At 70.5% G+C, this 20,614-nt stretch carries 22 protein-coding genes and 2 pseudogenes; 12 read left to right on the forward strand and 12 right to left on the reverse strand.

Going from position 1 to position 20,614, the window contains the following annotated elements:
• Positions 1-104 precede the first annotated feature (104 nt).
• The 5 genes from AB0877_RS17090 to zwf all read left to right on the forward strand — a co-directional run bounded on the left by AB0877_RS17090 (position 105) and on the right by zwf (position 5,941).
• Positions 105-1,565 carry an NAD-dependent succinate-semialdehyde dehydrogenase gene (locus AB0877_RS17090; RefSeq protein WP_366609729.1) on the forward strand — a complete coding sequence of 487 codons (1,461 nt, stop codon included), beginning with the start codon at positions 105-107 and terminating at the stop codon, positions 1,563-1,565.
• Positions 1,562-1,711 carry a hypothetical protein gene (locus AB0877_RS17095; protein WP_366609731.1) on the forward strand — a complete coding sequence of 50 codons (150 nt, stop codon included), beginning with the start codon at positions 1,562-1,564 and terminating at the stop codon, positions 1,709-1,711. Before AB0877_RS17090 ends, AB0877_RS17095 begins: the two co-directional genes overlap by 4 nt.
• Positions 1,704-2,939 carry an iron-containing alcohol dehydrogenase gene (locus tag AB0877_RS17100; RefSeq protein ID WP_366609733.1) on the forward strand — a complete coding sequence of 412 codons (1,236 nt, stop codon included), beginning with the start codon at positions 1,704-1,706 and terminating at the stop codon, positions 2,937-2,939. The genes AB0877_RS17095 and AB0877_RS17100 overlap by 8 nt, the downstream gene beginning before the upstream one ends.
• 92 nt (positions 2,940-3,031) lie before the next feature.
• Positions 3,032-4,117 (forward strand): hypothetical protein, encoded by a 1,086-nt coding sequence (locus AB0877_RS17105; RefSeq protein WP_366609735.1) that lies wholly within the window; start codon positions 3,032-3,034, stop codon positions 4,115-4,117.
• Positions 4,118-4,447: 330 nt separating this feature from the next.
• On the forward strand, positions 4,448-5,941 hold the full coding sequence (gene zwf / locus AB0877_RS17110; protein WP_366609736.1) for a glucose-6-phosphate dehydrogenase: 1,494 nt from the start codon (positions 4,448-4,450) through the stop codon (positions 5,939-5,941).
• Positions 5,942-6,091: 150 nt separating this feature from the next.
• Here zwf and ptsP read toward each other — a convergent pair whose 3' ends face one another.
• From ptsP to AB0877_RS17155, 9 genes are all read right to left on the reverse strand, one after another.
• Complete coding sequence (ptsP, locus tag AB0877_RS17115) at positions 6,092-7,765, reverse strand: phosphoenolpyruvate--protein phosphotransferase (protein WP_366609738.1); 1,674 nt, start codon at positions 7,763-7,765, stop codon at positions 6,092-6,094.
• Positions 7,758-8,024 carry an HPr family phosphocarrier protein gene (locus AB0877_RS17120; RefSeq protein ID WP_357203559.1) on the reverse strand — a complete coding sequence of 89 codons (267 nt, stop codon included), beginning with the start codon at positions 8,022-8,024 and terminating at the stop codon, positions 7,758-7,760. The genes ptsP and AB0877_RS17120 overlap by 8 nt, the downstream gene beginning before the upstream one ends.
• A gap of 9 nt (positions 8,025-8,033) precedes the next feature.
• On the reverse strand, positions 8,034-9,074 hold the full coding sequence (locus tag AB0877_RS17125) for a zinc-dependent dehydrogenase (protein WP_366609740.1): 1,041 nt from the start codon (positions 9,072-9,074) through the stop codon (positions 8,034-8,036).
• The gene (locus AB0877_RS17130) at positions 9,071-9,505 is read right to left on the reverse strand and encodes a PTS sugar transporter subunit IIA (protein WP_366609742.1); all 435 of its coding nucleotides are present in this window, start codon (positions 9,503-9,505) and stop codon (positions 9,071-9,073) included. Before AB0877_RS17130 ends, AB0877_RS17125 begins: the two co-directional genes overlap by 4 nt.
• A complete protein-coding gene (locus tag AB0877_RS17135) occupies positions 9,498-9,806 on the reverse strand; it encodes a PTS lactose transporter subunit IIB (protein WP_366609744.1) in 309 nt (102 codons plus the stop codon). The genes AB0877_RS17130 and AB0877_RS17135 overlap by 8 nt, the downstream gene beginning before the upstream one ends.
• 4 nt (positions 9,807-9,810) lie before the next feature.
• Complete coding sequence (locus AB0877_RS17140; RefSeq protein ID WP_366609746.1) at positions 9,811-10,971, reverse strand: PTS mannitol transporter subunit IICB; 1,161 nt, start codon at positions 10,969-10,971, stop codon at positions 9,811-9,813.
• Between the two features lie 60 nt (positions 10,972-11,031).
• On the reverse strand, positions 11,032-11,940 hold the full coding sequence (pfkB, locus tag AB0877_RS17145) for a 1-phosphofructokinase (protein WP_366609748.1): 909 nt from the start codon (positions 11,938-11,940) through the stop codon (positions 11,032-11,034).
• A gap of 13 nt (positions 11,941-11,953) precedes the next feature.
• Positions 11,954-12,715 (reverse strand): DeoR/GlpR family DNA-binding transcription regulator, encoded by a 762-nt coding sequence (locus AB0877_RS17150; RefSeq protein WP_366609750.1) that lies wholly within the window; start codon positions 12,713-12,715, stop codon positions 11,954-11,956.
• Between the two features lie 116 nt (positions 12,716-12,831).
• Positions 12,832-13,014 carry a hypothetical protein gene (locus AB0877_RS17155; protein ID WP_366609752.1) on the reverse strand — a complete coding sequence of 61 codons (183 nt, stop codon included), beginning with the start codon at positions 13,012-13,014 and terminating at the stop codon, positions 12,832-12,834.
• A gap of 165 nt (positions 13,015-13,179) precedes the next feature.
• Between AB0877_RS17155 and AB0877_RS17160 the strand changes: the two genes are divergently transcribed.
• From AB0877_RS17160 to AB0877_RS17185, 6 genes and pseudogenes are all read left to right on the forward strand, one after another.
• Positions 13,180-14,127, forward strand: coding sequence for a hypothetical protein (locus AB0877_RS17160; protein ID WP_366609754.1), 948 nt, complete (start codon positions 13,180-13,182; stop codon positions 14,125-14,127).
• Between the two features lie 202 nt (positions 14,128-14,329).
• Complete coding sequence (locus AB0877_RS17165) at positions 14,330-14,638, forward strand: GNAT family N-acetyltransferase (protein WP_366609756.1); 309 nt, start codon at positions 14,330-14,332, stop codon at positions 14,636-14,638.
• Between the two features lie 31 nt (positions 14,639-14,669).
• The gene (locus AB0877_RS17170) at positions 14,670-14,936 is read left to right on the forward strand and encodes a (4Fe-4S)-binding protein (protein ID WP_366609758.1); all 267 of its coding nucleotides are present in this window, start codon (positions 14,670-14,672) and stop codon (positions 14,934-14,936) included.
• A gap of 152 nt (positions 14,937-15,088) precedes the next feature.
• Positions 15,089-15,490, forward strand: coding sequence for a DUF4260 family protein (locus AB0877_RS17175; protein WP_366609760.1), 402 nt, complete (start codon positions 15,089-15,091; stop codon positions 15,488-15,490).
• Between the two features lie 372 nt (positions 15,491-15,862).
• The gene (locus tag AB0877_RS17180; protein ID WP_366609762.1) at positions 15,863-16,882 is read left to right on the forward strand and encodes an aldo/keto reductase; all 1,020 of its coding nucleotides are present in this window, start codon (positions 15,863-15,865) and stop codon (positions 16,880-16,882) included.
• Positions 16,883-17,044: 162 nt separating this feature from the next.
• Positions 17,045-17,422: pseudogene (locus tag AB0877_RS17185) on the forward strand (LLM class flavin-dependent oxidoreductase); the annotation flags it as partial.
• Between the two features lie 60 nt (positions 17,423-17,482).
• Here AB0877_RS17185 and AB0877_RS17190 read toward each other — a convergent pair.
• Positions 17,483-17,710: pseudogene (locus AB0877_RS17190) on the reverse strand (isocitrate/isopropylmalate family dehydrogenase); the annotation flags it as partial.
• A 115-nt stretch (positions 17,711-17,825) separates the two neighbouring features.
• Here AB0877_RS17190 and AB0877_RS17195 point away from each other — a divergent pair.
• A complete protein-coding gene (locus tag AB0877_RS17195) occupies positions 17,826-18,533 on the forward strand; it encodes an SDR family oxidoreductase (protein ID WP_366609763.1) in 708 nt (235 codons plus the stop codon).
• Between the two features lie 140 nt (positions 18,534-18,673).
• Here the strand turns inward: AB0877_RS17195 and AB0877_RS17200 are convergent, their stop codons facing one another.
• The gene (locus AB0877_RS17200; RefSeq protein WP_366609764.1) at positions 18,674-19,312 is read right to left on the reverse strand and encodes a response regulator transcription factor; all 639 of its coding nucleotides are present in this window, start codon (positions 19,310-19,312) and stop codon (positions 18,674-18,676) included.
• A complete protein-coding gene (locus AB0877_RS17205) occupies positions 19,309-20,454 on the reverse strand; it encodes a histidine kinase (protein WP_366609765.1) in 1,146 nt (381 codons plus the stop codon). The genes AB0877_RS17200 and AB0877_RS17205 overlap by 4 nt, the downstream gene beginning before the upstream one ends.
• Positions 20,455-20,614 lie beyond the last annotated feature (160 nt).

Consider the following 20,614-nt stretch of genomic DNA (forward strand, 5'->3'; position numbering starts at 1 on the left):
CCCGCCTCGCCTCGCAATGAGGCGGGTCACCCGTCCGTCTACGCGCACAGCGCGATCGCTGCGGCACGCCGGACATCACGAGGAAGATCACAGGAGGCGACGCGATGAGTGACCCGATGAACGTGCTGGCCCCCGAGCACCGGCGGCTCCGGATCGGCGACGCCTGGCGCGACGCCGCAAGCGGAGCCACCTTCGCCGTGGAGGACCCGGCCACCGGCAAGACCATCGCCGAGGTGGCGGACGCTGACGTCGGTGACGGGCTCGCCGCCCTGGACGCGGCGAGCGGGGCGATGGCGCAGTGGGCGGCTACCCCGCCACGGAAACGGTCAGAGTTGTTGACCGCGACGTACCGGGCCCTGACCGAGCGATCCGAGGAGATCGCCCGGCTGATCACGCTGGAGATGGGCAAGCCTCTCCCCGAGGCTCGGGGAGAGGTGGCCTACGGTGCCGAGTTCTTCCGCTGGTTCGCCGAGGAGGCGGTGCGCGTCGAGGGGCGCTACAGCATCGCTCCCGCAGGCGGATATCGCATCCTCACCGTGCCGAAGCCGGTCGGGCCGTGCGTCTTCGTGACGCCGTGGAACTTTCCGTTGGCCATGGGTGCCCGCAAGATCGCTCCTGCGCTGGCGGCCGGCTGCACGACGATCACCAAGCCAGCAGGTCAGACGCCGCTGACCATGCTGCTCCTGGCCCGCATCATGGAGGAGGTCGGCGTTCCTCCGGGCGTCGTCAACGTGGTGACCACCAAGCGTTCCGGCGAGGTGGTCTCCGCGCTGCTGGCCGACAGCCGGACCCGCAAGCTGTCCTTCACCGGGTCGACCCAGGTCGGGCGCGTTCTGCTGCGACAGGCCTCGGAGAATGTGCTGCGCACGTCGATGGAACTGGGCGGCAACGCCGCCCTGATCGTGTGTGCCGACGCTGACCTGGACGTGGCGGTCGACGGCGCCATGGTGGCCAAGATGCGCAACATCGGGGAGTCATGCATCGCGGCCAACCGGATCTACGTCGAGGAGCCGGTGCGCGAGGAGTTCACGGCGCGCTTCGCCGAGCGGATGGGCGCTCTCTCGGTGGGCCATGGTCTCGACGACGGCGTGAACGTCGGGGCGTTGATCGACGAGGCCTCGGTCACCACGATCGACGGGCTCGTCGCCGATGCGGTCGATCGCGGCGCCCGGGTCCTGGTGGGCGGCGAGCGTCCCGATGGGCCGGGCCACTTCTACCCGCCCACGGTCCTCGTCGACGTGCCCGAGGATGCCCGGATGCTCCAGGAGGAGATCTTCGGCCCGGTGGCGCCGATCATCTCGTTCACCTCCGACGACGAGGTGATGGCGAAGGCCAACGACACCGAGCACGGCCTGGCAGGTTACGTCTTCACCCGTGACCTCCAGCGGGCGCTCCGATTCGCCGAAGGGCTGGATACGGGGATGCTCGGCGTCAACCGTGGTCTGATCTCCGATCCGTCAGCTCCGTTCGGCGGGGTGAAGCAGTCCGGGATCGGCAAGGAGGGGTCGCACGAGGGCGTCCTCGAGTACCTCGACCTCACCTACGTGGCGATCGATCTCCCGTGACCGGCCTGCTGCCCCGGACGCCCGCCGCGCGTATCCGCGCCGCGCGGGCGGCCAACCTCGCCGACGCCGTCCCGGTCCCGCAGGTGACCTGGACGTCCACCCAGCACATCGCCGCCGACGTTCCGGAGAGGCACCGCCATGCTTGAGACCGTCCGCGGACCACGCCAGCTGATAGTGGGCGAAGGGGTCGCCCAGAACATCCCCCGGGTGGTGGCCGAGAGTGGCTCGCGAGTCCTCATCGTGACCGATCAGGTTCTCCTGGGGCAGCCGGGCGTGGCCGAGATCGTGGCCGCCGTGCGGGAGAAGGTCGAGGCCGTCGAGGTGTTCTCCGACGCGACCTCAGATGTGCCTCTCGCCGATGTCGCCCTGGCCGTCTCGGCCGCCGCCGAGGTGAACGCCGACGTGATCCTCGCCGTCGGGGGTGGCACGGTGATCGACCTCGCCAAAATCGTCGGCGTCATCCGCCGCCACGGTGGGACGCCGCGTGACTACTACGGCGAGTCGAGGGTGCCGGGGCCGACGATTCCTCTCGTCGCGGTCCCGACGACGTCCGGCACCGGTTCCGAGCTCACACCCGTCTCGGTGTTGACCGACCCGGACCGCGAGCTGAAGGTGGGGGTCAGCAGCGTCCACATCGTCCCCGACTTCGCCATCATCGACCCCGAACTCACCTACACCTGCCCGGCGACCGTCACCGCCCACTCCGGTATCGACGCGTTCTGTCACGCCGTGGAGAGCTACACCGCGCGGCCCCGGCCCCACGGACCGCGCGACCCGGTGGAGCAGGTGTTCCTCGGCCGCAACCCGATCACCGACCACTACGCGCTCCGCGCCGCCGAACGGATTGCCCGTAGCTTGCGCCGGGTGGTCAGGGACGGAAGCGACACGGCCGCGCGGGCGGACATGTCCTACGGATCCATGCTCGCCGGGATCGCTTTCTCCCACGCGGGCAACGCGGCCCCGCACGCTCTCCAGTACCCCATCGGCGCAGCCACGCACACGCCGCACGGCCTGGGCGTCGGACTACTACTGCCCTACGCGCTGGACGCGGCCAGGGATGCCATCGGTGACCGGTTGGCCATCCTCGCCCGGGTGTGCGGGCTCGACGTCGCCGACGCCTCCGACGCCGAGGCCGCGGACACGTTCCTCGCCTGGCTCGACGGGCTCCTTGCCGACATCGGCATCCCTGCCACTCTGGCGGACATCGGCGTGGCGCGCGCCGACCTCCCGCGCTTCGCGGAGATGGCCAGCGGTGTCACCCGCCTGATCCAGAACCACCCCGGCCCGAGCGACACCGCCAGCCTGACCGCGATCCTCGAAGCGGCCTGGACCGGAGACCGAACCCGGCAGACGCTGGCTGCGAGCAGAGAGTGACCGGCCCCTTCCGAGACGACGACTTCCCCGCTCTATCCGGGGTGTCGGAGTGCTCGGCGGCCATCGACCGGCGTGGGTGCTAACGTCCCCGGGTGACCGCCATCTGGGGCACCGACGCACAGGGCAGCTGGCAGCCGCTTGCGGCAAGTCGGTACCCGGCGGAGCAGGCCCTGCACGACCTGGTCGCTGAGGGCCCGCAGATGCTCCCACTGTCCGGGGCCCCGCGCCTGACAGTGCTCGGCACGGAAGTGCAGCTCGGTACCGGCCGCGCTGACGTCGTGGCCGTGGAGTCCTCAGGGCGGCTGGTCGTCATCGAGGTCAAGCTCGCCGGAAACCCCGAGGCGCGACGGGCAGTGGTCGCTCAGGTCTTCTCCTACGCGGCGTACCTGCAAGGACTCGACCCTGACTACCTTGAGTCGGCCACCCTCGTCACACACCTGGCACGACGCAGAGTCACGAGCATCGCGGAAGCCGTCCGCAACGACGACCAGGAGGGATCAGTCGACGCCGCGTCGTTCGCCGACGGGCTCGCCCGTAGCCTCGCGGACGGAGCATTCCGCCTGGTGATTGTGCTCGACAGTGTGCCTGACGAGCTGGTGCAGCTGGTGGGGTACCTGGAGCTGATCACAGACAGGGTCGTTATCGATCTTGTCACCGTCACGGCGTACGACGTCGGGCAGTCGCGAGTCCTGGTACCCCAGCGCATCGATCCCGGCCGCCGCGCGGCGGAGCTGTCCGAAGCCGAGGCCGCCGCCCGGCAGGCCAACGCGCCGCAACCAGGCTCGGCTGACTTCCGTAGCGCTGCGGCGAAAGCACCGACGGAGCACCAGCAGATGCTGGCGCGACTCGTCGACTGGGCGGAAGCCCTTGACGCGAAGCACCTGATCTCACTGTTCAGCTACAGCGGCAAGAACGAGATCACCACCTTGCTGCCGCGTCTGACTCGCGGCGGTTCAGGGCTTGTGACGATCTACTGCGCGCCGGGGGCCGCATACCTTCAACTGTGGCCGTCCGTGTTCAACCGCCTCGCACCCAACGCCATACCGCTGGTGGAGCAGGAGCTCGGCGGGCCGATCAGAAACGGGCAACGGATAACCGCCGTTTCCGACAGCCTCCTCGAGGCGCTCGCGTTCGCCTACTACGAGGCGAACGGCCAGCGTATGCCGACCTCTTCGTGACGTTGCCCGACATGCCGCCAGCGCGACGACGTCGGCCTGCCGCTGCGGCGCGACATCGCCGAGGATCTACATCACAGGCGGGTACGGCGCGCGCCCGTTGACCTCCGCGGCATACCTGGCGACGATCATTCGTACCACTCGTACGCCGGCAGAGCGCAACCAATCCGACACCGAGAGGCCTACCCGTCGGCCCGGCATGCGACGCTCAAGGTCCACGACCAACGGGCCACGCCGTTGTAGCCCCCGGACACCACCGCCGTCGCCGCACACGTCCTGGCAGGACAGTCCGCCCCCCACTCCCACACCCCTTGTGCCCGGAGGAACGCAGACATGGACCACGCTTCTCAGCTCATTCAGGAGCGGAGTGCCCCGCCGGCCACGCTGGTGATTTTCGGTGCCTCCGGTGACCTGACCCGGCGTAAGCTGCTGCCCGCGATCGAGAGCCTGGCTCGGCACGAGCGGCTCCCGGACCAGTTCGCGCTGGTCGGCGTCGCGCGTACGTCGATGACCGACGAGCAGTTCGCCGAGAGCGCCCTCGGCGCACGTACCCTCGCCAGCAAGCGCCAGCTCCAGAGCGGCGTGCGGTACGTGGCCGGCGGCTACGACGACCCGGAGACGTACAAGCGGCTCGTGGAGACCCTCGACGAGCTGGACGCACAGCGGGGTACGGCTGGCAACCGGCTCTTCTACCTGTCCACTCCGGCCGGGGCCTTCGAGCCGGTGATCAACGGACTGGCGGGTGTCGGGCTCAACCAGCCACGCGAAGGCTCCTTCTCCCGTCTGGTCATCGAGAAGCCGTACGGACGCGACCTGGCCACGGCCCGCGAGCTCGACGGTGTGGTGCACAGTGCGTTCGACGAGCACCAGGTCTTCCGTATCGATCACTATCTGGGCAAGGACACCGTCCAGAACGTGCTGGCGCTGCGCTTCGCGAACTCGATCTTCCAGCCGATCTGGGATCGCTCCTGGGTCGATCACGTGCAGATCACCGTCGCCGAGACCCTCGGCGTCGGCAGCCGCGGCGGCTTCTACGAGGATGCCGGCGCGATGCGGGACATCGTGCAGAACCACGTGCTCCAGGTCCTCGCGCTGGCGCTGATGGAGCCACCGGCGTCATTCGAGGCTGAGGGCCTGCGCAACGAGAAGGTGAAACTGCTGCAGGCGATCCGGCTCCCCACCGACCGGGACATCGCCGAGGCCGCGGTCCGGGGACAGTACACCCGGGGTGGCACCCGCGAGGAGCTGATGGCCGGCTACCGCGAGGAGACCGGCGTCGACCCTCTGTCGCGGACCGAGACCTACGCCGCCATGCGGCTCAACGTGGACAACTGGCGCTGGGCCGGGGTGCCGTTCTACGTACGCACCGGCAAGCGCCTGCCGGCCCGGCTCACCGAGGTGGCACTGCAGTTCCAGCGGCCGCCGCACCTACCGATCCCGACCGACCAGCTCACCGGCCTCGATGCTGACGCGCTGATCCTGCGGATCCAGCCCAACGAGGGCATCTCGCTGCGCTTCGGCGCCAAGGTGCCGGGCCACTCCTTCCGGGTCCGCACCGCCACGATGGAGTTCTCCTACGACCAGACGTTCGTCGAGGAGTCCCCGGAGGCGTACGAGCGTCTGCTCCTGGACGCGCTGATCGGCGACGCCTCGCTGTTCATCCGCAGCGACGAGGTGCAGCAGTGCTGGCGGATCGTCGACCCGATCATCGACCACTGGAAGAAGGACAACTCGCCGATCCCCACCTACGAGGCCGCCTCCTGGGGGCCGACCGACGCCGATCGGCTCATCGGTCGGAACGGCCGCAAGTGGCGCAACTCCGCGTGACCCTGCCACACCGAGTGTGACCGCGCTGCCGGGCCCGATCGCTGGGTCTGACCATCGACGCGCGGCGCGGTCCTCTCGGTGCCCGGCGGGCATCGTGCTTCTCCAGGGCTGGAGGATCTGACCGCCGAATCGCCGGTAACCCTGGCCGACCTACCGCACCGACACACCCTCGCCGAGGTGGAGGTGACGCGAGGTACCGGCCGCCGCCGCCCGTGCCGCCTCCGGGCTGGACGCGGCAAGGGCTGCCTCGGCGATCTGGCGGCACTCGGCCAGGGTGTGCGCGGCCAGGGACTCGCGCACCGCCGGGATGCTGCGGGGCGCCATGGACAGGCTGGTGATGCCCAGACCGGCCAGCACCAGGGCGAACTGCGGATCCGCTGCGGACTCTCCACACACGCCGACTGGCTTGCCCGCCTCGACGCCCGCTGCCGCGCAGGCGGCGAGGAGCGCGATCAACGCGGGCTGCCACGGGTCGAGCAGGTCAGCGAGGTCGCCGCACATGCGGTCCGCGGCGAACGTGTACTGGCTGAGGTCGTTGGTGCCGACGCTGAGGAAGTCCGCGTGGCGCAGCACCTGGTTGGCGCGCAGGGCCGCGGCCGGCACCTCGATCATCACGCCGGCGGTCGGCAGGCCGTGTTCGCGGCAGGTTTCGGTGAACGCTGCCGCCTCCGTCGCCGTGGCGACCATCGGCGCCATCACCCAGACGTCGGCGTCGGTCGCGGCAGCCGCCGCCGCGATAGCGGCCAACTGCGCGGTGAGTACGGACGGTGCCTGCCGCGCGACCCGCAGACCACGGATGCCCAGTGCGGGGTTGGGTTCCTCGGTCAGCCGCAGGAACGGCAGCGGCTTGTCGGCGCCGGCGTCCAGGGTGCGTACAACGATCTTGCGGCCAGGCAGCGCCGCGAAGACGTCGCGGTACGCGTCGACCTGTTCCTCGTACGACGGCGGGTCGCTGCGGTCGAGGTAGAGCAGCTCGGTGCGGAACAGGCCGACTCCTTCCACCTCGCCGGTGAGGTCGCGGACGGAGCCGATGTTGGCCAGTAGCGCGACGGGATGACCGTCCGCGGTCCGCCCGGGGCCCTGAGATCGGGCGCGGCGTTCGATCTCGGCGAGCCGCTCCGCGTTGACGGCGGTCACCGTGTCCGCGGAGACGCCGGCCACCACGACACCGCTCGTGCCGTCGAGACTGGCCAACGCGCCGTCGGTCACGTCCAGGATTCCCGCGCAGCGGACCACGGCCGGGATACCGAGTGTCCGGGCCAGGATCGCGGTGTGGCTGGTCGGCCCGCCCTCGGCAGTGATCAGGCCCAGCACCAGGCCGGGTTCGAGGCCGGCGGTGTCGGCGGGTGCCAGGTCGCGGGCGATGAGCAGGTACGGATGGCCAGGGTCCGGAACGCCCGGCATGGGCTGCCCCAGGCACGCCGCGACGAGGCGGTCCCGCAGGTCGTCGAGATCGCTGATCCGCTCGGCGAGGTACCCGCCCGCGGCTTCGAAGGCGGCCCGGTGCCCGGCGAGCACGTCGGTGAGCGCGTGCGGGGCGTCCGCGCCGCCGTCGATGGCGATGTCGGCCGCGTCGATGAGCGTCTCGTCCTGCGCCATCATGACCTGCGCGCGCAGGACCTCGGCGGCGGTCGCGTCCAGGGCGGTGTCGGCGCGCCGGGTCAGGTCGGCGGCGACGGCGACGACCGCGGCCCGGACGGCGACCTTCTCGGCTTCGGGATCAACGGTTTCCGCCAACGGCGGCAGGGCCGGAGGCGGGGCCAGCCGGTGGACCGGCCCCGCCGCACCACCCGGGCTGGCCCCGATCCCTCGGAGTTCACGCATCGAGATCGCGTTCGAGGAGGTCGGCCAGGGTGTCGACGGCGGCCTGGGCGTCGTCGCCGTCGGCCTCCAGGGTGACCTCGGTGCCCTTCTTGGCACCGAGCGACAGCACGCCGAGCATGCTGCGGGCCGGCACGGGTTTCTTGTCGCCGGTGCGGATGGTGACCAGCACCGGCTGCTTCGCCGCCTCGGCGACGAACAGCGCCGCCGGGCGGGCGTGCAGCCCGCTGGCGGAGCCGACGAGGACTGTTCTGCTGGGCAACGGATCCCCCTAGGGTTCGATCGTCACCTTGATCGCTTCGCCGCGCGCCACGATGCCGAAGGCGTCGAGGGTGCGGTCGAGCGGCAGGCGGTGGGTGATGAGGTCGGCGACCGGCACGGAGCCGCTGGCGATGAGTCGGAGCGCTTCCTTGTTGTGCTCCGGGCTGGACCCGTTGGCGCCGACGATGGTCAGCTCGCGGTAGTGCACGAGGTTGGAGTCCAGGGAGATGACGGGCTTGTCCTTCGGCAGGCCGCCGAAAAAGCTGATCCGGCCCTGGCGTGCGGACATCTGCACCGCCTGCTCCTGGGCGACGCCGGCGGCCGTGGCGGTGATGACGACGTCGGCACCCCGACCTTCGGTGAGCTTGAGCACCGCGTCGACGACGTCGGTCTCGGCGCCGCAGATCGCCGCGTCCGGCTGGACCAGGTTGGCGGCCAGGTCGAGGCGTTCGCGGTTGAGGTCGACGAGGAACACCCGGGCCGCGCCGCGGGAGCGGGCCAGGCGCACATGCAGGCAGCCGATCGGCCCGGAGCCGACGACGACCACGTCGTCGCCCTCCCCCACACCCGCGAGGTTCTGGCCGTTGAGAACGCAGGCGAGGGGCTCGGCGACCGACGCCTCGGCGAAGCTGAGCCCCTCGGGGATGCGGTTGAGCCCGTCGACGGCGAGGACGTTGTGCGGCACGACCAGGTATTCGGCGAACCCGCCGTCGAAGTGGTATCCCATCGACACCTGGTTGGGGCACACGGTCATCCGGCCGCGCCGGCACTCGGCGCACGTACCGCACGGGATGGCGGCGATGACCTGAACCCGGTCCCCCGGCCGCCAGCCCGTGACGTCGTCACCGACGTCGCTGATCTCACCGGCGATCTCGTGGCCCATGACGCGCGGCGGGGCGATGTGGTGGTGGCCGAAGCGGGAGATCTTCACGTCGGTGCCGCAGGTGGAGCAGGCGCGGACGCGGATCTTCACCTCGGCGGGGCCCGGCGTGGGCTCGGGCGCGTCCTCGATGCGGACGTCACCGGGCGCGTGGAATCGAACGACCTTCACGAGGGCTTCCCTTCGAGGATGGTGATGACGTCGTCGACGCTCGTCGACTCGCGTAGCCGCTGCGCCTGGGCGGGGTCCATCAGCACCGAGGCGAGCTGGGCGAGGATGTCCACGTGCCCGTCGCCGGCAGCGGCGATGGCGACGCAGACCCGTACGTCGAAGCCGTCCCAGTCGACGCCGTCGGGGAAGCGCAGCACCGCGAGGGCGTCGCGCTGGACGGACTCCTTGCTGTTCAGCGTGCCGTGCGGGATGGCGACGCCCTCTCCGATGTACGTGGAGACGCTCTGCTCGCGGGCGAGCATCGCGTCGACGTACGCCGGGGCGACCGCGCCGATCTCGACGAGTACCGCGCCGCAGCGGCTGATCGCCTCGTCCCGCGATCCGGCCCGCTCGTCGAGCCGGATCGCGTCACGGGCCAGCAGCTCAGCCACTCAGCTCACCACCGCGCTGTACCGCGTTCACGACCCTGCTGACGGCCGGGTCGCCGATGAACACCTGGATCGGCACGATCACGGTGTCGGGTGCGCTGACCCGGGCCCGCGCGGCGAGCCCCTGGTGGCAGACGACCACGTCCGCGTCCGCCGGGATCGAGTTGACCGGCGTGTGCTCGACGGTCACCGCGTTCTTCGCCAGTTGCCGCCGAAGTTGGCTGGCCAGCATCACGCTGCTGCCCATGCCGGCGTCGCAGGCGACGACGACCTTCTTGATCTCGGTGCCGTTGATGGTGGGCATGGATTCAGACCTCCTGCTTTGCCGACTTGTGGGGGGTCTCATCGGGGTCGACAGCCCCTTCCTCGTCTGGGCGGACAGCCGTCTCCTCGTCCGGGCCGACGGCGTCCGCGGCGGGCTCGCCGCGGCCGAAGCCGAGCAGAGCCGAGGCGACCGCGAAGGTGACGGCGGCGGCGATCACGACACCGAGGATGACCCCGAAGTGGCCGCCCTTGGGGGTGACGGCGAGGTAGGCGAAGATGCTGCCCGGCGAGGGGGTGGCGACCAGGCCGGCACCGGTGATCACGAAGGTGCCGACGCCGGCCGCACCGCCGGCGATCATGGCGAGGATCAGCTTCGGCTTCATCAACACGTACGGGAAGTAGATCTCGTGGATGCCGCCGAGGAACTGCACGATGATCGCGGCCGGGGCGCTGGGGCGCAGCGCGCGGGGGCCGAAGACCATGAAGGCGAGCAGCAGACCGAGGCCGGGGCCGGGGTTCGACTCGATCATGAACAGGATCGACTTGCCCTTGTCGGCCGCCTCGGCGATGCCCAGCGGGCCGAAGACGCCGTGGTTGATGGCGTTGTTGAGGAAGAGCACCTTGGCGGGTTCGACGAGTACCGAGGTCAGCGGCAGCAGGTCCCTGCCGACGAGCCAGTCGACGCCCGAGCCGGCTTGCTTGGTGAGCCATTCGACCACCGGGCCGATGCCGTAGACGCCGCCGATGGCCATCCCGGCACCGATGATGCCGGCGCTGAAGTTGTCGACCAGCATCTCGAAGCCGGGGCGGATCCTGTCTTCGATCAGACCGTCGAAGAGCCTGAGGACATACGCCGTGAGCGGCCCGATGATCATCGCGCCGAGGATCATCGGCACATCCGCGCCGACGACGAGCCCCATGGTCGCCACCGCGCCGACGACGGCACCGCGTTGGCCGTGGACCAGCCGGCCGCCGGTGTAGCCGATGAGCACCGGTAGCAGGATGCTGATCATCGGGCCGACCAGTTCGGCCAGGGTCTTGTTGGGGATCCAGCCGGTCGGGATGAACAGTGCGGTGATCAGGCCCCAGGCGATGAACGCGCCGATGTTGGGCATGACCATCGCGGCCAGGTAGCCGCCGAGGCGTTGCACAGTGGCTTTGATGCCCTGGCCCTTCACCTCTGGTGTGTAGGAAGAGGAGGTCACGGGGGTATCTCCTTCATCGAGGGGCGGTCCGGACGGCTGCGGGGGAAGAAGCTCGTCCGGCTAGGGGTGGATGGTGACGTGGTGGCGGAGCAGGTCCGCTGGACCGGGCATCCGGCTGCCGGGCAGGCTCACCGCGGCGGCGCCCCAGGCAAGGCCTTCGGCGAGGGCGGGGGCACCCTGTGCGCCTGCGGCGAGGAACCCGGCGAGCAGCGCGTCGCCGGCGCCGACGGTGCTACGGGGCCGGGCGACCGGGCAGGTGCCGCTGCGGACCCCTTCGGCGTCGACCAGGACAGCGCCGTCGGCGCCGAGGCTGGCAACGACGGTGCCGGCGCCCCATGCCCGCAGGCGCTGAGCGGCATCGACCACATCGCCGAGGTCCTTCAGCGGGGCGCCGACCACGTCGGCCAGTTCGTCGCGGTTGGGCTTGAGCAGGGTCGCCCCGGCAAGGGCGGCCTCGCGCAGGGCGGGACCGCTGGTGTCGACGGCGACCCGGACGTCGGCGGCGCGCAGCTTCCGGCACACCTGCGCGTAGGCGTCGGCGGGCAGACCGGGCGGGACGCTGCCGCACAGCACGACCCAGTCGGCGCCGCTGGCACGGGCGAGCACACTGTCGATCACCTCGTCGAACTCGGCGCGGCACAGGGTCGGGCCAGGCTCGTTGATCTTGGTGACCGTGCCGTCGGGCTCGGCCAGGGTGATGTTGGAACGGGTTTTTCCGGCGATCGAGACCGCGAGAACCTCCACGCCCTCCGCCTTGAGAAGGCGGATGAGCTGGTTTCCCTCGTCACCGCCGGACGGCAGCACCGCCACCGACGGCACGCCGTTGGCCAGCAGGGCACGGGACACGTTGACCCCCTTGCCGCCGGGGTCGAGGTGAGCGGTGGCAGCCCGGATGACCTCGCCCCGGGTGAGTGAGTCGACCTCCACGGCCCGGTCGAGGCTGGGGTTGAGGGTGACGGTGACGATCATGCCCGGCCCGCTCTCATGCGCGGGCCACCCGAACGCCTATGGACTCCAGGTCACCGACCAGGTCGAGGTCGGCACGGTTGTCGGTGATGAGCAGGTCGACGTCGGCCAGCTCAGCGAACCGGGCCAGATAGTCGTTGCCGAGCTTGGTGTGGTCGGCGACCACCACCGTGCGGCGGGCCGCACGGACCATCGCCCGCTTCACCGCCGCTTCGGACGGGTCCGGGGTGGTCAGCCCGCGCTCGACCGAGATGCCGTTGGTGCCGATGAACGCGACATCGACGTAGAGGTCCGCCAACGGTGACAGCGCCCAGTCGTCGACGGTCGCCAGGGTCTTCCCGCGGACCCGTCCACCCAATAGCAGGACGTTGAGGTTGGCATAGGTACCGAGGGTCGTGGCGATGACCGGCGAGTTGACCACGACGGTCAGCTCTCGGTCGACCGGCAGCAGTTGGGCCAGCCGGGCGGTCGTGGTGCCGGCGTCGAGGATGATCGCGCCCTCCTCCGGCACCTCGTTCAGGGCGAGTTTGGCGATGCGCTCCTTCTCCTCGATGAGCACCGCGTCACGCGCCGCCAGCGCGGGCTCGAAGCCGAGCCGTTCGACCGGGATCGCTCCACCGTGGACTCTGCGCAGCACCCCGGCTCGCTCCAGAATGGTGAGATCGCGGCGGATGGTCTCCGCGGTCACGTTGAGCCCATCAGCCAGGCCGGTCACCTCGACCCGGCCCACGTCCCGGGCGATGCGAAGGATCTCCTGCTGTCGTTCCTCGGCGTACATGTTGTTTCACCGCCGTTTCGTTTTGCTTGTGCTTTGTTTACGCCCGACTGTGAGGGAAGTCAAGAGAGCGACCACAGAAACACACACCCGACGCGACGGTGATGAGGTGTGTGTCCCTACGACTTCGGCGTCCGGTTACGGCGGGCGTCGGCGGCAGGCGCCACGACGTACGCCGGAAAGGACCGTGGGAACGTCGAGCAGTCGGAGAACCAGGCCGCCCGGACGTTGCTGGTCGAGGCCGGGTCGGCTTTCGGGGGGTACGTCGTCCTGCTGATCGTCTTCGTGGTGGCGGGCACCATGGGGCTGTCCGTCCGGCACCGTCGACGTGACCTGGCGTTGCCGCGCGGTGGCGGCCACGCCAGGGCAGGTCCGCCGCATGCTGATCGCCGAGGCCATGCTGCTCGCCCTGGTCGGCTCCGCGATCGGCGGCCCGGCCGGCCTGTTGGCCGCCCACTGGGTGCACGGTGAGATGGGTCGGGCGGGGGTTCGTTCCGGCCGGCTTCCCGACGGCCGGTGGTCTGTTCGCGGCGCCGGCTGCGGTCGGTACGGCGGTCCTGGTGGCGGTGCTCGCCGCGTTGGTCGCCGCGCGCCGGGTCACCGGGATCGAGGCGCTCGGTGAGATCGCTGTCGAGCCTCGGCGTAGTGGCCGGGTGCGGCTGATCGCCGGCGTGCTGACGCTGGCGGCGGCCGGCACATTCGGGGCGTTCACGCTCGGTGCCGGCGCGTCGGCCGGGGCACTGGCCGGCGCGGTCGGCATGCTGTTTCTGTTCGTCATCGCGGTGGCGCTGCTCGCACCGAGGATCAACGCGTACGCGGCACGCCTGCTCACACCGGTGTTGCCGCGGGTGTGGCGGGTCAGCGGCTACATGGCTGCGGCCAATCTGCGGGCCAACGCGCAGGGCATGGCGACGGTCCTGACCGCACTCGTGCTGTCCGTGGGGTTCGGTGGCTCGGTCTGGTTCCTGCAGAGCAACCTGGAACGGCAGACCACCACGCAGAGCAGTGCGGGAACCCTCGCCGAGCGGGTGCTTGTCGCTCCGGCAGGACTGCCCGCGGACGCTGCACGGGAGATCCGCGAGTTGGCCGGGGTGCAGGCGGCCACCGGTGTGCGCCGTACGCAGGTGCTGGTACGGACGCTCGACGGAATCGCGGTCAGCGCGCAGTCGGTCGACCCGGCGGGCATCACGTCGACGATGGACCTCGCCGTGCGCGAGGGCAACCTGGCCGACCTGCGGGCGGGCACGGTCGCCCTGTCGGCGATGCAGGCGTCCTCATCCGGCTGGGACGTCCCGCCGCTCGGTTGGGTGGCCCTGCTCGGCGGCGTGACGTTGCTGGCGCTGGCGACCACAGTGTGGCCGGCTCGACGGCTGCTCAGCGCCCCTCCGATCGACAACATCGGTGTGAAGGAGTAGACGCCCGGACGAGCCGTGCATCGGCTGCGTCCGTCATGGGCGCACGCAGCCGATCCGCTAGTGACGCCGTGTCATCAGCGCAGGTGACGCGGTGTCACTGGTCGCGGCTGACCGCCGCCGGACACTGGGGTGGTGACGGTGGGATCACCGCGCTCCACCGCGACGACGGCTGTGCCCGACAGCGAAGACAGAGGGAGGACCCATGGCAGTAAGAGTGAGCGACGTTCCCGAGGCCAGGCGATATGAGGCTCGCGTCGACGGGGAGTCGACGGTCGCGGGCGTCGCGCAGTACATCCGTACCCCGGAACTCGTCGCGTTCGTCCACACCGAGGTCTCGCCGGCGTACGAGGGCAAGGGAGTCGGGGCAGCACTGGCCCGCGCCGCCCTCGACGAGGCCCGCGCCGCGAACCTGCTGGTCCTGGCCACCTGCCCGTTCATCGCGGGGTGGATCGCCCGGCACCCCGAATACCAGGACCTGGTGTACCAGGCCCAGAGCAGGGTCAGTGACTGAACGGCCGAGCACGGCGACGACGGAGGCCGCGATGAGCAGCTCAACCGCGAAGAAGACGTACGAGGGCAAGAAGATCACCGTCACCTTCGAGGCGGGGCGGTGCCTGCATGCCGCCGAGTGCGTCGGCGGCCTGCCGGAGGTGTTCGACACGGGCCAGCGCCCGTGGATCCGGCCCGACGGCGCCGAGGCCGAGCGCGTGGCCGACGTGGTGCGGCGCTGCCCCTCGGGGGCGCTGCGGTACGAACTCGTGGACAGGGCTGCCCAGACCGGCCCACGCGGATCACACGCAACGTCGTAGGACAGCTCCCCCGCTCGGCCTCGGACCGCAGGAGCTGATCCTCCGGCAACGGCGCACGGGGGTCACCATTCCCGGTCTATCCTCGTCCCGAGGTCAGGCCAGCGACGGAAGACAACCCACCCGTGTCCCGTTGACCGACATCGAGGTGTGAGATGCCGTATCTGAGTCCGGTCTCAGCGCAACGCGTCGAGGGCCTCGCCGTCGCGGCTCTCGCGGTCGTCGTGACCGTCACCGCCGGGTACCCATGGTGGTCGCTGCTTGCCCTCTTCCTCGTCTTCGATGTGTCCATGCTCGGCTACCTGCGGGGGCCACGCCTCGGGGCCTTCTGCTACAACCTGGCGCACTCCTACACGGTGCCGGTTGTGCTGGGCGCGGTAGCCGTGGCCGCGGCCGGGTTCGGTGGCGAGATCGGCTGGCTCGGAATTCTTGCCCTTACCTGGGTGTTCCACATTGCCGTCGATCGCGGCCTCGGCTACGGCCTCAAGACGGCCGAAGGATTCGAGCACACCCACCTCGGCTTGATCGGCAAGGCCAGGAGTCGTGGCCCGCTGTGACGGACGTTCAGACCTCGACGCTTCCAGGACCTTCCTCGGCTGTGTAGGGAATAGCGCGAGGCTGCGTGAGTGGGGTGCCGCCGGCCCTTCTGATCTTCACCATCGCCTGCGCGCGCACGGCCGTTGCAGGGAAAGGGCGACGGCCCGCTCGAATTCGATCCCCTGCCGCGGCGGATCCTGCGGTCCGAAGGACTGATAGATCACCTGCGCCGAATGCTGCGCCACCGTCGCGTTACCTCCGTCACTCCACTTGGCATCCGGAACGTTGTTCCGTATGTTGATTACCGGAACGCCGCTCCGGTTGCTGCCCATACTGAACCGGGCGGGCTGCCACCAGACCGTGGACGTTGAACGTCCGGAGGAGGAACAGTCATGCAGTACCGCACCTTGGGTCGCACCGGCGTGCAGGTCAGCACCCTCGTACTCGGCGCAATGAACTTCGGCAGGATCGGCAACACCACCCAGCAGGACGTCGCCGCCATCGTCGACGGCGCGCTCGACGCGGGGATCAACCTCATCGACACCGCCGACGCCTACAGCGGTGGCCAGTCCGAGGAGATGGTCGGCAAGGCCATCGCCGACCGCCGCGACGACGTCGTCCTGGCCACCAAGGCGACGCTGCCGATGGGCGACCAGCGCAACCAGCGGGGTGGCTCGCGCCGCTGGTTGGTCACCGCGCTGGAGAACAGCCTGCGCCGCCTCGGCGTCGACCACGTCGACCTCTACCAGATGCACCGGTGGGACCCGACGACCAGCGACGACGAGACGCTGTCGGCGCTGACTGACCTGCAGCGCGCGGGCAAGATCCGCTACTTCGGCTCCTCGACCTTCCCTGCCTACCGCATCGTGCAGGCGCAGTGGGCCGCCCGCGAGGGGCGTCTGAGCCGTTACGTGACCGAGCAGCCGAACTACTCGATCCTGCAGCGTGGCATCGAGACCCACGTGCTGCCCGCGACGCAGGAGTACGGCATGGGCGTGCTGGCCTGGAGTCCGCTGGCGTCGGGCTGGCTGTCCGGGGCGATCCGCGCCGACCGGGAGATCAGCACGAACCGCTCGGCCTTCATGCAGCAACGCTTCGACGTCAGCATCCCCGCCAACCGCGCCAAGCTCGACGCCGTCGAGCAGCTCGCCACGGTTGCCGACGATGCCGGCCTCAGCATGATCCAGCTCGCGCTCGGCTTCGTCACCGCGCACCCGGGCGTCACCAGCGCGATCATCGGTCCCCGCACGATGGACCACCTCAGCACGCAGCTCGCCGCCGCGGACACGGTGCTCCCGGCCGACGTGCTGGACGCGATCGACGCGATCGTGGCCCCCGGCGTCGACCTCGCCGCCCACGAGAAGAACGACACCCCGCCCGCTCTGCTCGAGCCGGCGCTGCGCCGCCGCTGACCACTCGACACGCCAGCGACCAGACGGCAGGCGGACGTACGCCTACGCGTCCGCCTGCCGCTGACGCCGCCGCACCGCCAGACCTTCCTGGCTCGCGCCCGAAGGAGGAACCCACCCATGCCGAGCAAGCCCGCGCCCAGCTTCGGGCTCATGACCGCCCCGATGCACGTCGACTACCCCGATGTCCTGCGGGTGTGGCGGGAAGCGGACGCCATCGCCGAGATCGAGCACCCGTGGCTGTTCGACCACCTCATGCCCATCGATGGCGATCCGGGCGGACCGGCGTACGAGGGCTGGACCTTGCTCTCCGCCCTCGCCGCGCAGACCGAGCGGCTACGCCTGGGCGTGATGGTGAGCAGCAACCGCTTCCGGCCTCCCGCGATGCTCGCCAAGATCGCCACGGTCGTCGACATCGTCTCCGGCGGGCGCCTCGACTTCGGCATCGGCGTCGGGTCGCGGCCCGATCATCCCCTTGCCCGGCGGGAGTACGCCGCGCACGGCCTGCCCTTCGCCGACACCGCCGACGCCGTGGGCAGCCTCGCCGAGGCGCTCACGGTCATTCGCCGGCTCTGGACCGGCAACGAGCCGTTCGACTTCCACGTACTCGCCCTCGGTGTTCTCCCGGACGACGACGAAGTCGATGTCGCCGGGGAGCCGGCCGGCCAGGGGGCTGCGGACGCCGGGCATGAGCCGACAGGGGCGCAGGTTCACGTACTGGTCGAAGACCCGACGGAACTGCAGGAGGCTGCCCCAGAGCGAGACATGGTCGGGTACGACCTGCGGCCAGCCCACCGCGCCGAGGTAGATGGCGTCGTAGCCACGCAGCGTCTGTTCCCGATCCGGCGGCGGCATGTCGCCGTGCCGCTGCCAGCAGTCCGTGCCGGCCGTGATCCACCTCGCAGTACTTGCCTCTCACGTTAGCGTGAGGTTTTAGCGTGTCGGTATGCAGATCAACGGCTCGACAGCTCTCGTGACCGGCGCCAACCGCGGGCTCGGCAAGGCCTTCGCCGAGGCACTCCTGGCCCGCGGCGCCACCGTCTACGCGACCGCCCGTCGCGTGGAAAGCATCGACATCCCCGGTGCCGTCGCCCTCCAGATGGACATCACGGATCCAGCGTCCATCGAGGCCGCGGCAGGCAAGGTGGGCGACCTCAACATTCTCATCAACAACGCCGGCACCTCCACCGAAGCCCCGCTGCTCGGTCCCTCCCTGGACAACATCCGCCGCGACTTCGACACCAACTTCTGGGGCACCCTCAACGTCACCCGCACCTTCGCACCGAAGCTGGCCGGCGGCGCCATTCTCAACGTCATCTCGGCGCTGAGCTGGTACGCCTTCGCCCCCGGCAGCAACGGCTACGCCGCCTCCAAGGCCGCGGAGTGGTCCCTGACGAACGGCATCCGACTCGAGTTGGCCGGCCAGAAGACTCTGGTCACCGCCCTGGCGCTGGCGATCGCCGACACGGACATGATGGCCGGCATCGACATCCCCAAGCTCCCGCCCCACGAGGTGGTCAGCCAGGCTCTCGACGGGCTGGAGGCCGGCAAGATCGAAGTCATCGCCGACAAGCCCACCGCCAACGTCAAGGCCTCCCTCTCCGGCGACCCCGCCCTCTTCTACGCCGACATCACCGGCAACCTCTTCGGGTGATCTCGCCAGCATGACGCTCAGGCGTGATCGGCCTGGTCAAGAGAGCGCACGCCCCCGCGGCGGCCGGCTGTCGGTGCAGCCGGCCACCGGCCGGTCGGCGACCGCCCTCGAGGTGGTTCGTGCTGCCCAACCGGGTGCCCTCAGTTCGCCGGGATGCCGGCCCGGTGCGCCAGCAGGCCCGCCTGGGTGCGGTTGTCACAGCCGAGCTTGTCCAACAGTCGGGAGACGTACCCCTTGACCGTCGCCTCGGAGAGGCGCAGTCGTCGGGCGATCTGCTGGTTGGAGCGGCCGGCGCCCAGACAACCGAGGACCTCCACCTCCCGGGCGGTGAGCGTGGCGACCAGTTCCCGGACCCGCTCTCCGCCGTGTCGGCTCAACACCAGCCGCTGAGTCGCGGTCGGGGACAGCACCGTGTGCCCGGCGGCGGCGACCCGTACCAGATTGAGGAGATCCTCCGGCGCCGTCGACTTGAGCAGGAAGCCGACGGCACCCGCCCGCATGGCCCGCAGCACGTACTCGTCGAGGTCGAACGTGGTCAGCGCGACGATCCTCGGTGGCGCGGAGGACCGGGTGAGGTGCTCGATGGCGGTGAGCCCGTCGACGCCCGGCATCCGCAGGTCCATCAGGACCAGGTCCGGCCGGAACCGGGTCACCGCCTCCACGGCCTCCGCGCCGTCGTACGCCTCGCCGACGACCTCGACGTCGGGGGCCGCTGCGAGAATCGTCCGTAGGTAGGCGCAGACCATCCGTTCGTCGTCGACGAGCAGGATCCGGATCATCGCGGCACGTACCCGGGAAGGGTCGCCCGCACCACGAAGCCGCCCTCCGGGGTCGCCGCCGCGGCCAGGGTGCCGCCCAGCACGTCGACCCGACTCCGCAGGCCGGCCAGGCCGCAGCCCCCGCCGGCGGCGGCGAGGTCCGGGTCGGGAGCACGCTCGGGCCGGTCGTTGGTCACTGTCGCGCGGACCAGATCCGGCTGATAGCGGATCGACACGGTCACCCGCGAGCCCGGCGCGTGCTTGTGCACGTTCGTCAGCGATTCCTGCACCACCCGGAAGAGGGTGCGCCGCATGGCCGGTGCCAGCGCCGACGGGTCACCCTCCTCGTCGAGACGGACCGGCAGACCGACCGCGCGCGAGTCGGTCACGAGATCGTTCAGGTCGCCCTCCGCGGCCGGGTCCTCCGTCGCGACGCGGGTCGTCGGTGGGTCGCCGTGCCGCAGCACGCCGACCAGGTCGCGCAGCTCGGCCAGCGCCTGGCAGCCCGTCGTTCGCAGCTCCTCGGCGGCGCTGCGAACGGCGGGATCCGTGGTGCTGGTGCCCAGCGCCCCGGCGTGCAGCACCATCAGGTTGATCCGATGGGTCACCACGTCGTGCATCTCGCCGGCGATCCGGAGCCGCTCGTCGCTACGGGCCTGCTCGGCAAGGAGCAGCCGCTCCTGCTCGGCGCGTTCGGCGCGGTCGAGCAACTCCGCGACGAGCCGGCGGCGGGCACTCACGTAGAGGCCGAGCAGGGCCGAGATGGCCAGCAGTCCGGGCCCGCTGAACGGGTCGTCGACCGTCCAGAGCCGCGCGCCGAGCAGCCAGCACACCCCGAGCACCACGATCACCGCCCAGGACCGCCGGCGGTCGCGACCGTAAACGATCACCGCGTACGGCACGAGGAAGACCGCCGACGCCGGCACCAGCAGGCTGACGCCGGCGATGACCAGGGCCATCGGGTACGGCCGGCGCCGGCGCAGCAGCAGGGTGGCCGCCGCGGCGACCTGCATCACCGCGTAGACCCAGACGGGGGCCGGGAGATGCCTCGACCCGGCGCTCGGGAAGGCGACCTCACGGGCCACGCCGGCCGCCGCCGCTACGACGACCAGCAGCACGTCGACGGCGAGCGGCGGCACCCTTCGGCGGTCCACCGCGCTCATGCGTTGCAGGTTAGCCGGGCCGGCCAGGATCGGCGCGGCGAGCACCAGCGGGGCCGACGAAGGGACCGGGGGACGCGACGAAGGTAGGTCGCGCGGGCGACCTCCGGGCCTGTCCCGACCGGGTACGACTGCTGTGGCATTGACGGATGGCACCCTCGAC

It is taken from the genome of Micromonospora sp. NPDC047644 (assembly GCF_040704315.1).
Classification (GTDB): Bacteria; Actinomycetota; Actinomycetes; order Mycobacteriales; family Micromonosporaceae; genus Micromonospora.

Excerpts from the sequence above, each read along its gene's own strand:
- AB0877_RS17090 (WP_366609729.1), top strand. The coding sequence starts at position 105 with ATGAGTGACCCGATGAACGTGCTGGCCCCCGAGCACCGGCGGCTCCGG.
- AB0877_RS17100 (WP_366609733.1), top strand. The coding sequence starts at position 1,704 with ATGCTTGAGACCGTCCGCGGACCACGCCAGCTGATAGTGGGCGAAGGG.
- zwf (WP_366609736.1), top strand. The coding sequence starts at position 4,448 with ATGGACCACGCTTCTCAGCTCATTCAGGAGCGGAGTGCCCCGCCGGCC.
- ptsP (WP_366609738.1), bottom strand. The coding sequence starts at position 7,765 with ATGCGTGAACTCCGAGGGATCGGGGCCAGCCCGGGTGGTGCGGCGGGG.
- AB0877_RS17135 (WP_366609744.1), bottom strand. The coding sequence starts at position 9,806 with ATGCCCACCATCAACGGCACCGAGATCAAGAAGGTCGTCGTCGCCTGC.
- pfkB (WP_366609748.1), bottom strand. The coding sequence starts at position 11,940 with ATGATCGTCACCGTCACCCTCAACCCCAGCCTCGACCGGGCCGTGGAG.
- AB0877_RS17150 (WP_366609750.1), bottom strand. The coding sequence starts at position 12,715 with ATGTACGCCGAGGAACGACAGCAGGAGATCCTTCGCATCGCCCGGGAC.
- AB0877_RS17155 (WP_366609752.1), bottom strand. The coding sequence starts at position 13,014 with ATGGTGCCCGCCACCACGAAGACGATCAGCAGGACGACGTACCCCCCG.
- AB0877_RS17165 (WP_366609756.1), top strand. The coding sequence starts at position 14,330 with ATGGCAGTAAGAGTGAGCGACGTTCCCGAGGCCAGGCGATATGAGGCT.
- AB0877_RS17170 (WP_366609758.1), top strand. The coding sequence starts at position 14,670 with ATGAGCAGCTCAACCGCGAAGAAGACGTACGAGGGCAAGAAGATCACC.
- AB0877_RS17175 (WP_366609760.1), top strand. The coding sequence starts at position 15,089 with ATGCCGTATCTGAGTCCGGTCTCAGCGCAACGCGTCGAGGGCCTCGCC.
- AB0877_RS17180 (WP_366609762.1), top strand. The coding sequence starts at position 15,863 with ATGCAGTACCGCACCTTGGGTCGCACCGGCGTGCAGGTCAGCACCCTC.
- AB0877_RS17195 (WP_366609763.1), top strand. The coding sequence starts at position 17,826 with ATGCAGATCAACGGCTCGACAGCTCTCGTGACCGGCGCCAACCGCGGG.
- AB0877_RS17200 (WP_366609764.1), bottom strand. The coding sequence starts at position 19,312 with ATGATCCGGATCCTGCTCGTCGACGACGAACGGATGGTCTGCGCCTAC.
- AB0877_RS17205 (WP_366609765.1), bottom strand. The coding sequence starts at position 20,454 with ATGAGCGCGGTGGACCGCCGAAGGGTGCCGCCGCTCGCCGTCGACGTG.